Genomic DNA, 12,367 nt, shown 5'->3' with positions numbered 1-12,367 from the left:
GCTCCCTCTGCTTCGGCGGTCCCGGTCCCGTTCCGGCTCGGTGTCGGTGGTGCGCACGGCGGTGACGGCGGGAGCCGCCCGGCCGGGGACCGTACCGGGCGGCCGGACCTCGCGCCCTACAGCATGGGAGTACGGCGCACGGAAAACGCGGAAGGCGCGCCCGGCGGGGGCGCGCCTTCCCGATCACGTGTCCGGACGGTGACCCTTCGCCGCGGTGGTCAGCCCTTGCGGCCGGTGAGCTTGGCGACGCGGTCGGCGACGCCCCAGGAGGTGACCCGCCAGAGCGCCTCGACCACGATCTGCCGGCTCATCTTGGACGCGCCCAGCTCCCGCTCGACGAAGGTGATCGGCACCTCGGCGACCTTGAAGCCGGCCTTCACCGTGCGCCAGGCCAGGTCGACCTGGAAGCAGTAGCCGGCCGAGGCGACCTGGTCCATGCCCAGGCCGAGCAGGGTCTCCTTGCGGAACGCCCGGTAGCCGCCGGTGACGTCCCGGATCGGCACGCCCAGCATCAGCCGCGAGTAGGTCGAGCCGCCGCGCGAGAGCAGCAGCCGGGACTTCGGCCAGTTCACCACCCGGCCGCCGGGGACCCAGCGCGAACCCAGCACCAGGTCGGCACCGCGCAGCGCGGTGAGCAGCCGGTCCAGCTCCTCGGGCCGGTGGGAGCCGTCGGCGTCCATCTCGACGAGCACGTCGTAGCCCTCGTCGATGCCCCAGCGGAACCCGGCCAGGTAGGCGGCGCCCAGCCCCTCCTTGCCCCGGCGGTGCATGACGTGCACCTGGGGGTCCTCGGCGGCCAGCTTGTCGGCCAGCTCACCGGTGCCGTCGGGGCTGTTGTCGTCGGCGACGAGGACGTGCACCTCGGGCACCGCGGCACGTACCCGGCCGACGATGAGCTCGACGTTCTCCGCCTCGTTGTAGGTGGGGATGATCACCAGCACCCGGCCGAGATCGGCGAAGCCCTGCTGGTTGACGGTCACGTACTAACCTCTCGGCCGGTGGCGGGACGTGCCGGTCACCATTGCCCGCACTCATCGGAAGACACAGTCCCGGCCGACACCCCGCCGGCCCGGACGACACCGTGGAAAACACTGGGTCCTGGCATCCTACTACCGCGCCCTCGGGCCGACCTTCCTCCCGAGGCACTCCCGACCGGCGCCCGCCGTTTCACCGGCGGAGGTGCAGGTCGGCTAGGGTCGATGCCCGGCCTTTGCCCGGATGCCCGAACCCGTCCGCCCCCCGCCCGCGGCCGCCTGACGGCGGCGAGGCCCACCAGCCACTGCAGCAAGGAGCAGGACCGCGCCCATGGACAAGCTCGTCAACACCGTCCGCCCGTACGCCTGGGGTTCGGTCACCGCGCTCCCCGAGCTGCTCGGGCAGGAGCCGACCGGCGAACCGCAGGCCGAGCTGTGGATGGGCGCCCACCCCGGGGACCCGTCGCGGGCGGACCGGGGCGAGGGGCCGCGCCGACTCGACGAGTTGATCGCCGCCGACCCGCAGGGCGAGCTGGGCGCCGCCTCGGTCGCCCGGTTCGGACCCACCCTGCCGTTCCTGCTCAAGATCCTCGCCCCGGGCATCCCGATCTCCATCCAGGCCCACCCCTCGCTCGACCAGGCCCGCGCCGGGTACGCCGCCGAGAACGCCCTGGGGATCCCGCTGGACGCGCCGCACCGGAACTATCGGGACGCCAACCACAAGCCCGAACTCATCTGCGCGCTCGGCGACTTCGACGGCCTCTGCGGCTTCCGCCGGCCCGCCGAGGCGGCCGCGCTGCTGGCCGGCCTCGGGGTGCCCGCGCTGGCGCCGGTGATCGCCCTGCTGGGCGCCGGGGACGAGTCCGAAGCGCTCAGCACCGCGCTGGCCGCCGTGCTCACCCTGTCCGGGCCGGAGGCCGCGGAGGCGGTCCGGGACACCGCCGAGGCGCTCGGCAAGGCCGCCGCCGAGGACCCGGAGGGCCCGTACGCGCCGTACACCCGGATTGCCCGGGACTTCCCCGGGGACGTCGGGCTGATCGCCGGGCTGCTGCTCAACCACGTCCTGCTGCGCGCCGGCGAGGCGCTCTACCTGGGCGCCGGCGTCCCGCACGCTTACCTGCACGGCCTGTGCGTGGAGCTCCAGGCCAACTCCGACAACGTGCTGCGGGCCGGGCTCACCCCCAAGCACATCGACGTGCCGGAGCTGCTCCGGGTGGTCGAGTTCGCCGCCTGCTCGCCGGAACCGCTGCTGCCGGTCACCGTCGACGGGACGCCCGGCGAGGAGCTGTACCCCGTGCCGATCGACGAGTTCCGGCTCTCCCGCTTCGTGCTGGACGACCGCGCGCGGGAGGTGGCCGGCGACGCCCCGCAGATCCTGCTCTGCACCGCCGGCACCGTCCGGCTGACCGCGGCGGACGGCGCCGTCCTGGGGCTGGCCCGGGGCGAGGCGGCCTTCCTCCCCGCCACCGGTACCGCGACCCGCCTGGACGGCGCCGACGCCACGCTCTTCCGCGCGACCGTCACCCTCTGACCCCGGCCGCACACGGCGGCGCCGGTCAGTCCGTCTTCGCCGGGCCCCCGGCGCCGGTGGTGCCCGCGCCCACCAGAACCGGCTCCGCCGCTCCTGCGGCCGGCACCGGGACCGCGGCCACCGCCGCGGGGGCCTCCAGGGACTGCGGCGGCCACCGCCGGTTCATCGCCTTCGTCAGCTTGCGGCCGAGGTTCTGGAAGGGCATCTCCACCAGCCGGTACACCACCCAGCAGACCACCAGCAGCACCGCCAGGTACATGGCCACCCACGCCCACCGCTCGGCGAACGGCAGCTCCTGCAGCTTGGCCCAGTAGTACTTGGGGTCCCAGCCGAACCGCCACAGCAGGAACCTCTTCACCGGCCAGTGCAGCAGGTAGAGCGAGAAGCTCACCGCGCCCAGCCAGACCATCGCGCGCGGCATCCGCCGCTTGCGCAGCAGGAAGAAGAGGCCGAACGACGCCCACGCCCCCAGGTAGGCGTAGGTCCACGCCTGCCAGGTGAAGGTCGAGGTCGCGTCGGCCATCGGGCCCCGGTTGAACATCCACCCCACCAGGGCGCCCGCCGCCGCCACGAAGCCGATGGCCAGCCAGGCCTCGATGCGCTCGATCTGCCCGTGCTGCGCCCGGTAGATCACCGTGCCCGCGAACATCGTCGCGAGGATGGTGAAGGTCTCGAACGCGGGCACCCGGCCGTTGGTGCACACCAGGTACAGGCTGAGCCCGCCCAGCAGCAGACCGCCGGTCCGGGCCAGCGACGCGTTGCCGCTGAGCATGCAGAGCACGCCCATGACCACGACGGCCAGGGCGGCGGTCACGAGGTTGTAGACCTCCTGGTTGCTGTTCTGCAGGCTGTGCGACGGGATCCAGACGCCCATCACCAGCGCGACCGCCCCCGCCCCGACCGCGATCGGCGTGCTGCGCCGGTGCCAGCCGAACGCGAAGAGGCTGCTGACGAGGAAGTAGAAGAGCATCTCGTACGTGAGCGTCCAGCTCACGCCGAAGCCGTTCCACACGCCCAGCATGTCCGTCAGCATCAGGCCGTTGCCCACCAGCCAGAGCTTGTCGTGGTGGTAGCTGTCGAAGGTCAGGACCTGGTAGGCGGGCGGCAGGATGAACTCGGACAGCAGCATCGCCACGATCAGCGCCGGGTAGATCCGGAAGATCCGGCCGATCCAGAACGCCCGGACGTCACCACGGCGCTCCAGCGAGGCCGGGATGATGTAGCCGCTGACGATGAAGAACACGATGACCCCGTAGAAGCCGAGGTCGAAGTGGCCGGCGATCTCGCCGCCGAACGGGACGATCCTCAGGATCTCGAAGTGATGGGCCGCGACGGCGAGCGCCGCGATGCCGCGCAGCGCGTCCAGCCAGCCGAGCCGGTTCGACGAGGGGGGCGCGGATCCGGCGCCGGTTGCTCCGGTGGCCTCTCGCCGAGAGCGGGATATGAGTGTCATCACGCGCCGGAGGCTAGTCCATGTCCGGGGCCGACTCCGCACCACCCCTTCGTGAACGGCCTTTGCGGGAGTTCCGCACCGCCTCCGGACCGGGCGCCGTCCCCTCCGGCCGGAGGTCAGTCGCGGGTCATGTCGACGAAGCGGGAGTAGTGGCCCTGGAAGGCCACGGTGATGGTGGCGGTCGGGCCGTTTCGGTGCTTGGCGACGATGAGGTCGGCCTCGCCCGCGCGCGGGGACTCCTTCTCGTAGGCGTCCTCGCGGTGCAGCAGGATGACCATGTCGGCGTCCTGCTCGATCGAGCCGGACTCACGCAGGTCGGAGACCATCGGACGCTTGTCGGTGCGCTGTTCGGGACCACGGTTCAGCTGGGAGAGCGCGATCACCGGCACCTCCAGCTCCTTGGCCAGCAGCTTCAGGTTTCGCGACATGTCGGAGACCTCCTGCTGGCGGTTCTCGGCCCGGCGGGAGCCGCCGGACTGCATCAGCTGGAGGTAGTCGATGACGACCAGTTTGATGTCGTTGCGCTGCTTGAGCCGGCGGCACTTGGCGCGGATCTCCATCATCGACAGGTTCGGGGAGTCGTCGATGAACAGCGGGGCCTCGCTGACGTCCGGCATCCGCCGGGCCACCCTGGTCCAGTCGTCGTCCGTCATGGAGCCGGAGCGCATGTGGTGCAGCGCCACCCTGGCCTCGGCGGAGAGCAGACGCATGGCGATCTCGTTGCGGCCCATTTCGAGCGAGAAGATCACGCTCGGCAGCTTGTTGTGGATCGAGCAGGCCCGGGCGAAGTCCAGCGCCAGGGTGGACTTGCCCATCGCGGGGCGGGCCGCGATGACGATCATCTGGCCGGGGTGCAGCCCGTTGGTGAGCGCGTCGAAGTCGGCGAATCCGGTCGGGACGCCGGACATCTGGCCATTGCGGGAGCCGATCGACTCGATCTCGTCGAGGGCGCCCTCCATGATGTCGGCGAGCGGGGCGTAGTCCTCGTTGGTGCGCTGCTCGGTGACGGCGTAGATCTCGGCCTGCGCCGCGTTGACGATCTCGTCGACGTCGCCCTCGGCGGCGTAGCCCATGCCGGCGATCCGGGTGCCGGCCTCGACCAGCCGGCGCAGCACCGCGCGCTCGTGCACGATCTGCGCGTAGTACTCGGCATTGGCGGCGGTCGGGACGGAGTTGACCAGGGTGTGCAGGTAGCCCGGGCCGCCGACCCGCTGGAGCTCGCCGCGCTTGGTCAGCTCGCCGGCCACGGTGATCGGGTCGGCCGGCTCGCCGCGCGCGTACAGGTCGAGGATCGCGCCGTGGATCAGCTCGTGCGCGGGCCGGTAGTAGTCGGCCGGCTTGAGCACCTCGACCACGTCGGCGATGGCGTCCTTGGAGAGCAGCATGCCGCCGAGGACGGACTGCTCGGCCGCGAGGTCCTGCGGAGGGACGCGCTCGAAGCCGTCCAGGCCGCCCTCGCCGCGGTCGTCCTCGCCGCCCTGGCGCCGCTTGCCGCCGTCCCGCTGGAAGCCGCCGGACCCGCCCTTGCCGCCCTTCTGGAAGCCGCCGCCCTGGCCCTGGCCCTGGCCGCGGCCGCGCGAGACCGGCAGGCGGTCGCCGGGGCCGTCCGGGAAGGGGGCGTCGGCGAAGGCGCCGACCGGGAAGGGGTCGTCGGCGCCCTGCCAGTCGTCCTCCGGCGGCGGGGCGTCGTGGTCGTCGTACTGGGGGCCGGTCACGCGTGTTCCCCGTTCAGCGAGTGGTGCGAGTTGGAGCGGGCCTTGCCGGTGGCTGGGATGGTGCGGAACCCGACTCCGCGCCACCGCATTTTCTACGCCACCGCACCGACAAATCGGACGCCGGGGCGGGTGGGAGTGTCGGACGGAGGGCCCACGCTAAGGCGCCGGACGGCCTTCAGCCAAGGCGGTTATCCACAGGGGGTGTGGACGAGTGGCCGATGACTGTGGAGAAGTGCCGCAAACCTGTGGACGCCCCTGTGGAAAGCCCTGTGGATAACCAGACGATCGATCCACCGTCAACCCGCTGACCTGCGCTTCCCCCGTCCCGGGCCTGTGCATGAGAAATTCTTCACACGCAGCCGGGTGGCGGTGGACACACATCCGGACGACCCGGTCGCTCGCTCGTACGAGTAAGTGCCCGGATGGCCTTTTGTCACTTACCTGTGGATGAGTAGCCTGGTTCCCATGACCCTCACCACCGACCGCCGCCGGCACGACCGCGAGATCCTCGCCCTCGCCGTCCCCGCCTTCGGCGCCCTGGTCGCCGAGCCGCTGTTCCTGATGGCCGACTCGGCGATCGTCGGCCACCTCGGCACCGCCCAGCTGGCCGGCGTCGGCGTCGCCTCCGCCGCGCTCACCACCGCCACCGGGGTGTTCGTCTTCCTCGCCTACGCCACCACCGCCGCGGTCGCCCGCCGGATCGGCGCCGGGGACCGCCGGGCCGCCGTCCAGCAGGGCATCGACGGCATCTGGCTGGCGCTGGCCCTCTCCGTCGGAGTGGTCGCGCTGACCCTGCTGCTCGCCCCACGGCTGGCGGACGCGCTGGGCGCCTCGCCGACGGCCGCCCCGTACGCCGTGACGTACCTGCGGATCAGCGCGCTCGGCATCCCGGCGATCCTGATGGTGATGGCCTCCACCGGCGTGCTGCGCGGCCTCCAGGACACCCGGACGCCGCTGTACGTGGCCGTCGCCGGCTTCGCCGCCAACCTCGGGCTGAACGCCGCCCTGGTGTACGGCGCCGGGCTCGGGGTGGCCGGCTCGGCCTGGGGAACGGTCGCCGCCCAGACCGGCATGGCCGCCGTCTACGTCTTCGTGGTGGTCCGCGGCGCCCGCCGGGAGCGGGCCTCGCTGCGGCCGGACCCGGCCGGGATACGGGCGAGCGCCCGGGCCGGTGGCCCGCTGATGGTTCGCACCCTGAGCCTGCGCGCCATCCTGATGATCGCCACCGCGGTGGCCGCCGGGCTCGGCGACGACCAGATCGCCGCGCACCAGATCGCCATGACGGTCTTCCTGTTCATCGCCTTCGCGCTGGACGCCATCGCGATCGCCGGCCAGGCGATCATCGGCCGCTACCTGGGCGCCGGGGACGTCCCGGGCACCAGGGCCGCCACCCGGCGGATGATCGAGTGGGGCATCGGCTCCGGCGTGCTGCTGGGCCTGCTGGTGGTGCTCGCCCGGCCGCTGTACGTCCCGCTGTTCACCCCCGACCCGGCGGTGCAGCAGCAGCTGAACACCGTCCTGCTGCTGCTCGCGCTCTGCCAGCCGGTCTCCGGCCTGGTCTACGTCCTGGACGGCGTCCTGATGGGCGCCGGGGACGGTCCGTTCCTGGCCTGGGCGATGCTCGCCACGCTGGCGGTCTTCGCGCCCGCCGCGCTCGCGGTACCGGCCAGCGGCACCGGGCTCGCCGGGCTCTGGTGGGCGATGAACCTCTTCATGCTGGTCCGCGGCGGCTTCCTGGCCTGGCGGGCCCGCGGCGGCAGGTGGCTGGTCACCGGCGCGGTGCGGAGCTGAGCGGCCCGGCCCGGCGAACGACCGGCCCGGCGAACGACCGAGGGCCGGTCCCCCCGCGAAGGGGGACCGGCCCTCGGGCCACTGCTGCGGAGCTGACGCTACCGAGGCGTGGTCGTGGCTCAGGCGGCGACGACGGCGATGTCCAGGTTGGCCTGGACGTCCGAGTGCAGCTTGACCGAGACCTTGTGGGTGCCCACGGTCTTGATCGGCGAGGCGATCGCGACGGCGCGCTTGTCGACCGACGGGCCGCCGGCGGCCTTGATGGCCTCGACGACGTCGGCCTGGGTCACCGAGCCGAACAGACGGCCGGCCTCGCCGGAACGAACGGCCAGCTTGACCTGGACGCCCTCCAGCTTGCCCTTGACCTCGTTGGCGGCCTCAAGGGTCTGGATCTCGTGGATCTTGCGGGCGCGACGGATGGCGTCGACGTCCTTCTGACCGCCCTTGGTCCAGCGGATGGCGTAGCCACGCGGAACCAGGTAGTTGCGGGCGTAGCCGTCCTTGACCTCGACGACCTCGCCGGCCGAGCCCAGGCCCGGCACCTCGTGGGTGAGGATGATCTTCATTGTTCGGTCACCCTCTCTTAGCGCGCGGTGCTGGTGTAGGGCAGCAGCGCCATCTCACGGCTGTTCTTCACGGCCGTGGCGACGTCACGCTGGTGCTGGGTGCAGTTGCCGGTGACCCGGCGGGCACGGATCTTGCCACGGTCGGAGATGAACTTCCGCAGCAGGTTCGTGTCCTTGTAGTCAACGTAGTTGACCTTGTCCTTGCAGAAGACGCAAACCTTCTTCTTCGGCTTGCGAGCAGGCGGCTTCGCCATTGTGTGCTCCATTGGGGTTCACGGCCGGGCGGGCGTCTCGCGACGCCCGCGGCCAGGCCGCACGAAATCTGTCAGCTCTTAGAACGGGGGCTCTTCCGAGAAGCCGCCACCGGACGGGGCACCCCAGCTGCCGCCACCCTGGTTGCCACCAGAGGGAGCGCTGGACGCCCAGGGGTCGTCGGAGGGGCCGGACTGGCCGCCGGAGTTGCCACCCCAGCCGCCGCCCTGCTGGCCGCCACCGCCGCCGCCCCAGCCGCCGCCCTGGCCGCCACCCTGCGGGCCGCCGCCGAAGCCGCCGCCCTGGGGGCCGCCGGACCGGTTGGCCCGGGTGACCTTCGCGGTCGCCGAGCGCAGGCTCGGACCGACCTCGTCGACCTCGACCTCGAAGACCGTCCGCTTCTCGCCTTCCTTGGTCTCGTAAGACCGCTGGCGCAGCCGGCCCTGCACGATGACGCGCATGCCGCGCTGGAGCGACTCGGCCACGTTCTCCGCCGGCTGCCGCCAGACGTTGCACGTGAGGAAGAGGCTCTCGCCGTCCTTCCACTCGTTCGTCTGACGGTCGAAGGTGCGGGGGGTGGACGCGATGCGGAACTTCGCGACCGCCGCACCCGACGGGGTGAAGCGCAGCTCGGGGTCGTCGACGAGATTGCCGACGAGGGTGATGACGGTCTCGCCTGCCATGGTGGTGATGACCTCTCGGGAAGATGTCCGTTCACCGCTGTTTCACGTGAAACAGCGGTCGCGAGCTACCCGAGACCCGAAGGCCTCAGAGGTGGCTCAGTGGGTGTCCGGGCGCAGGACCTTGGTCCGCAGAACCGACTCGCTCAGGCCCAGCTGGCGGTCGAGCTCCTTGACGACCTCAGGCGTGGCCTGCAGGTCGATGACCGAGTAGATGCCCTCGGACTGCTTGTTGATCTCGTAGGCCAGACGGCGGCGACCCCAGGTGTCGATCTTCTCGACCTTGCCACCCGCGTTGCGGACGACAGCCATGAAGCTCTCGATCAGGGGGGAAACGGCGCGCTCCTCGACCGAGGGGTCGAGGATCACCATCACCTCGTAGTGACGCATGAGTAACCCACCTCCTTTGGACTCAGCGGCCACGGTCTCTCCGTGGCAGGAGGGTTGTGCAGCGTCGGCACCGGAGCAGTGACGACACGGCCACCGTAGCGGCCGGGTCGGACAGCCCGTCCCCGTTCACCCGGAAGAGGGCAGAGGAGGGCACAACTACACCAGTGCAGACGACACACCCTACCCGCACCCGGACGGACGAACAAAACGCATAGGGGTTGTGAGACCCGTCCAACCGCCGCAATCTGGACGGAACGGGTTTCCCGCCCGTTCGTCTCCACGCCAGGAGGTGGGACTCATGGCCCAGACCGTCCACCGCATGCCCGCCCTCACCCTGAACACCGACGGACACCCGCACCCGCGGGAGAACACCCTGGTCGGCCTCACCGCCGTCCTGGGCGCGATCGCCTTCATCACGTCGTTCTTCCACAACCTGCACCTGCTGACTTCGTGGACCGGCCTGTTCGGGATCGTCACCGGCCTGCTGGGGATGTACGTCTCCGTCACCACGGCCGAGCGCTTCGTCCTGATGATCACGCTCGGCGCCTCGGCGATCGGCTTCTACCTCGGCATCGCACGCGGCGGTCTGTGGGGTTAGCCCCACCACGGGTCGGCCCCACGACGGGGTTGGCTCCATCACCCCGAGGAACCCCGGGCGCCCCCGTGGCGTACTTGTCTTCAGGCGGACGGGTACGCGGCGGGGGCGCCGCCGTGCCCGAAGCCGACGGGACCCCGGACGATAGGGTCACCCCGAGAAGACGGGGCCCACCGCAGCCCGACCGACGAGGAGCACCGAGCATGAGCCTGCGCCTGAGGACGATCACCCGCGAGGAGCACCTCGCCTTCATCAGGAGCCGCGCCTCGGCGAGCCACATGCAGGTGCCGTCCTGGGGCGACGTGAAGGCCGAGTGGCGCTCCGAGTCGATCGGCTGGTTCGACGGGACCAACCAGCTCGTCGGCGCCGGCCTGGTGCTCTACCGGCAACTGCCCAAGCTCAAGCGCTACCTCGCCTACCTGCCCGAGGGCCCGGTGATCGACTGGTTCGACCGCGACCTCGACCGCTGGCTGCAGCCGATGCTGGCGCACCTGAAGTCCCAGGGCGCCTTCTCGGTGAAGATGGGCCCGCCGGTGGTCATCCGCCGCTGGAACGCCCCGACCATCAAGGAGGCCATCGCCGCCAAGCAGGCCAAGCGCCTGCGCGACGTCGAGGCCGACTGGTACGAGCCGCGCGCCTTCGAGGTCGCCGACCGGCTGCGCAAGGCCGGCTGGCTGCAGGGCGAGGACGGCGGCGCCGGCTTCGGCGACGTCCAGCCGCGCTACGTCTTCCAGGTGCCGCTGGCCAACCGCTCGCTGGACGACATCCAGAAGGGCTTCAACCAGCTCTGGCGCCGCAACATCAAGAAGGCCGAGAAGAGCGGCGTCGAGGTGGTCCAGGGCGGCTACGACGAGCTGCCGGTCTTCCACCAGCTCTACCTGGTGACCGCCGAGCGCGACAAGTTCACCCCGCGCCCGCTGGCCTACTTCCAGCGCATGTGGAAGGCCCTCGTCGCCGAGGACCCCAACCGGATGCGGCTGTACATCGCCTACCACGAGGGCGAGCCGCTGGCCGCGACCACGATGCTGGTCGTCGGCGAGCACGTCTGGTACTCCTACGGCGCCTCGGCCAACCACAAGCGCGAGGTCAAGCCGTCGAACGCGATCCAGTGGCGGATGATGCGCGACTCCTACGCCCTCGGCGGCGGGGTGTACGACCTGCGCGGCATCTCCGACACCCTGGACGAGAACGACCACCTGTTCGGCCTGATCCAGTTCAAGGTCGGCACCGGCGGCCAGGCCGCCGAGTACCTCGGCGAGTGGGACTTCCCGCTCAACAAGCTGCTGCACAAGGCCCTCGACCTCTACATGTCGCGCCGCTGAGCAGCGCTCGCCGAGCCACCGAGCAGCCGTGCCCAACACCCCCTGGGAGATGACCCGATGACGCTGTCGCTCTACCTCGACACCGAACGCTGGCGTACCCACCAGCGCTCCGTGCTGGCCGAGTTCCCCGGCCTGGTGCCGGTGGCGAAGGGCAACGGCTACGGCTTGGGCAACCACCGGCTGGCCGAGGAGGCGACCCTCCTCGGCACCGGCGTGCTGGCGGTCGGCACCGCCTACGAGGCCGCCGACGCGGCCGACTGGTACGGCGGCGAGCTGCTGGTGCTCACCCCCTACCGGCTGGGCGAGGAGGCGCTGCCGCTGCCGCACGCCCGGGTGATCCGGACGGTGGCGAGCGTGGACGCGCTGCGGGCGCTGCACGGCGCCCGGGTGGTGGTGGAGTGCATGACCACCATGCGCCGGCACGGCGTCTCGGCGGCCGACCTCACCACGGTCGCCGCCGAGCTGGAGGGCGTCCACTTCGAGGGCCTGGCGCTGCACCTGCCGATGGACCGGCCGGACGGCTCCAACCCGGTCGACGAGGTCGCGTACTGGGTGGAGACCGCCCGGGCCGCCGGCGTCCCGGTGCACACCGTGTTCGTCAGCCACCTCGGCGCGGCGGGCATGGAGCAGCTGGCCCAGCGCTTCCCGGAGACCGTCTTCCGGGCCCGGATCGGCACCCGGCTCTGGCTGGGCGACCACGGCGCGCTGGAGGTCCGGGCGACGGTGCTGGACGTCACCCCGGTCCAGAAGGGCGACCGCTACGGCTACCGCCAGCACCCGGCGCCCTCCGACGGCCACCTGCTGGTGGTCGCCGGCGGCACCGCGCACGGCATCGGTCTGGAGGCGCCCAAGTACGTGCAGGGCATGTCCTCCCGGGCCAAGGGCATCGCCCGGGCCGGCCTGGCGACCGTCAACAAGACGAAGTCGCCGTACCACTGGGCCGGCAAGCAGCTCTGGTTCGCCGAGCCGCCGCACATGCAGGTCTCGCTGCTCTTCCTGGACAACGAGGCCAAGCCGCCGGCGGTCGGCGACGAGCTCGGCCTGCAGGTGCGGCACACCACCACGCACTTCGACCGCGTGGTGGACCGCTGAGTCCGG

General features: G+C 71.5%; 12 protein-coding genes. 5 read left to right on the top strand and 7 right to left on the bottom strand.

The features are described 5' to 3' along the window. Nucleotides 1-218: 218 nt before the first annotated feature. On the bottom strand, nt 219-980 hold the full coding sequence (locus ACFVVU_RS07195; protein WP_380683312.1) for a polyprenol monophosphomannose synthase: 762 nt from the start codon (nt 978-980) through the stop codon (nt 219-221). A 325-nt stretch (nt 981-1,305) separates the two neighbouring features. Between ACFVVU_RS07195 and manA the strand changes: the two genes are divergently transcribed. Beyond that, a complete protein-coding gene (gene manA, locus ACFVVU_RS07190; RefSeq protein ID WP_387788649.1) occupies nt 1,306-2,505 on the top strand; it encodes a mannose-6-phosphate isomerase, class I in 1,200 nt (399 codons plus the stop codon). Between the two features lie 25 nt (nt 2,506-2,530). Here the strand turns inward: manA and ACFVVU_RS07185 are convergent, their stop codons facing one another. Then, complete coding sequence (locus ACFVVU_RS07185) at nt 2,531-3,958, bottom strand: acyltransferase family protein (protein ID WP_380683310.1); 1,428 nt, start codon at nt 3,956-3,958, stop codon at nt 2,531-2,533. A 116-nt stretch (nt 3,959-4,074) separates the two neighbouring features. Further along, complete coding sequence (gene dnaB, locus ACFVVU_RS07180; RefSeq protein ID WP_387788696.1) at nt 4,075-5,547, bottom strand: replicative DNA helicase; 1,473 nt, start codon at nt 5,545-5,547, stop codon at nt 4,075-4,077. Nucleotides 5,548-6,138: 591 nt separating this feature from the next. Between dnaB and ACFVVU_RS07175 the strand changes: the two genes are divergently transcribed. Continuing rightward, complete coding sequence (locus ACFVVU_RS07175; RefSeq protein WP_387788648.1) at nt 6,139-7,464, top strand: MATE family efflux transporter; 1,326 nt, start codon at nt 6,139-6,141, stop codon at nt 7,462-7,464. A 119-nt stretch (nt 7,465-7,583) separates the two neighbouring features. Here the strand turns inward: ACFVVU_RS07175 and rplI are convergent, their stop codons facing one another. The 4 genes from rplI to rpsF form a co-directional block, all read right to left on the bottom strand. After that, nucleotides 7,584-8,030 (bottom strand): 50S ribosomal protein L9, encoded by a 447-nt coding sequence (gene rplI / locus ACFVVU_RS07170; protein ID WP_355362547.1) that lies wholly within the window; start codon nt 8,028-8,030, stop codon nt 7,584-7,586. 17 nt (nt 8,031-8,047) lie between these two features. After that, a complete protein-coding gene (gene rpsR, locus ACFVVU_RS07165) occupies nt 8,048-8,284 on the bottom strand; it encodes a 30S ribosomal protein S18 (RefSeq protein ID WP_030304537.1) in 237 nt (78 codons plus the stop codon). Between the two features lie 78 nt (nt 8,285-8,362). Continuing rightward, on the bottom strand, nt 8,363-8,965 hold the full coding sequence (locus ACFVVU_RS07160) for a single-stranded DNA-binding protein (RefSeq protein WP_380687625.1): 603 nt from the start codon (nt 8,963-8,965) through the stop codon (nt 8,363-8,365). Nucleotides 8,966-9,061: 96 nt separating this feature from the next. Then, nucleotides 9,062-9,352 (bottom strand): 30S ribosomal protein S6, encoded by a 291-nt coding sequence (gene rpsF / locus ACFVVU_RS07155; protein WP_350570360.1) that lies wholly within the window; start codon nt 9,350-9,352, stop codon nt 9,062-9,064. A gap of 298 nt (nt 9,353-9,650) precedes the next feature. Between rpsF and ACFVVU_RS07150 the strand changes: the two genes are divergently transcribed. The 3 genes from ACFVVU_RS07150 to ACFVVU_RS07140 all read left to right on the top strand — a co-directional run bounded on the left by ACFVVU_RS07150 (nt 9,651) and on the right by ACFVVU_RS07140 (nt 12,361). After that, a complete protein-coding gene (locus ACFVVU_RS07150; protein ID WP_030304540.1) occupies nt 9,651-9,950 on the top strand; it encodes a hypothetical protein in 300 nt (99 codons plus the stop codon). Between the two features lie 200 nt (nt 9,951-10,150). Beyond that, the gene (locus ACFVVU_RS07145; protein WP_380687624.1) at nt 10,151-11,269 is read left to right on the top strand and encodes a lipid II:glycine glycyltransferase FemX; all 1,119 of its coding nucleotides are present in this window, start codon (nt 10,151-10,153) and stop codon (nt 11,267-11,269) included. Nucleotides 11,270-11,326: 57 nt separating this feature from the next. After that, nucleotides 11,327-12,361 (top strand): alanine racemase, encoded by a 1,035-nt coding sequence (locus ACFVVU_RS07140; RefSeq protein WP_380687622.1) that lies wholly within the window; start codon nt 11,327-11,329, stop codon nt 12,359-12,361. The last annotated feature ends 6 nt before the right edge of the window (nt 12,362-12,367 follow it).

This window comes from Kitasatospora sp. NPDC057965, from assembly GCF_042887135.1.
GTDB lineage: Bacteria > Actinomycetota > Actinomycetes > Streptomycetales > Streptomycetaceae > Kitasatospora.
The sequence above is the reverse complement of the archived record's forward strand: the minus strand, read 5'-3'. Positions and strand labels throughout refer to the sequence as shown.

What these genes read in the sequence shown, in the direction of transcription:
- ACFVVU_RS07175 (WP_387788648.1), top strand. Translation starts at nt 6,139, where the DNA reads ATGACCCTCACCACCGACCGCCGCCGGCACGACCGCGAGATCCTCGCC.
- ACFVVU_RS07150 (WP_030304540.1), top strand. Translation starts at nt 9,651, where the DNA reads ATGGCCCAGACCGTCCACCGCATGCCCGCCCTCACCCTGAACACCGAC.
- ACFVVU_RS07160 (WP_380687625.1), bottom strand. Translation starts at nt 8,965, where the DNA reads ATGGCAGGCGAGACCGTCATCACCCTCGTCGGCAATCTCGTCGACGAC.
- manA (WP_387788649.1), top strand. Translation starts at nt 1,306, where the DNA reads ATGGACAAGCTCGTCAACACCGTCCGCCCGTACGCCTGGGGTTCGGTC.
- rpsR (WP_030304537.1), bottom strand. Translation starts at nt 8,284, where the DNA reads ATGGCGAAGCCGCCTGCTCGCAAGCCGAAGAAGAAGGTTTGCGTCTTC.
- rpsF (WP_350570360.1), bottom strand. Translation starts at nt 9,352, where the DNA reads ATGCGTCACTACGAGGTGATGGTGATCCTCGACCCCTCGGTCGAGGAG.
- ACFVVU_RS07140 (WP_380687622.1), top strand. Translation starts at nt 11,327, where the DNA reads ATGACGCTGTCGCTCTACCTCGACACCGAACGCTGGCGTACCCACCAG.
- ACFVVU_RS07185 (WP_380683310.1), bottom strand. Translation starts at nt 3,958, where the DNA reads ATGACACTCATATCCCGCTCTCGGCGAGAGGCCACCGGAGCAACCGGC.
- ACFVVU_RS07145 (WP_380687624.1), top strand. Translation starts at nt 10,151, where the DNA reads ATGAGCCTGCGCCTGAGGACGATCACCCGCGAGGAGCACCTCGCCTTC.
- rplI (WP_355362547.1), bottom strand. Translation starts at nt 8,030, where the DNA reads ATGAAGATCATCCTCACCCACGAGGTGCCGGGCCTGGGCTCGGCCGGC.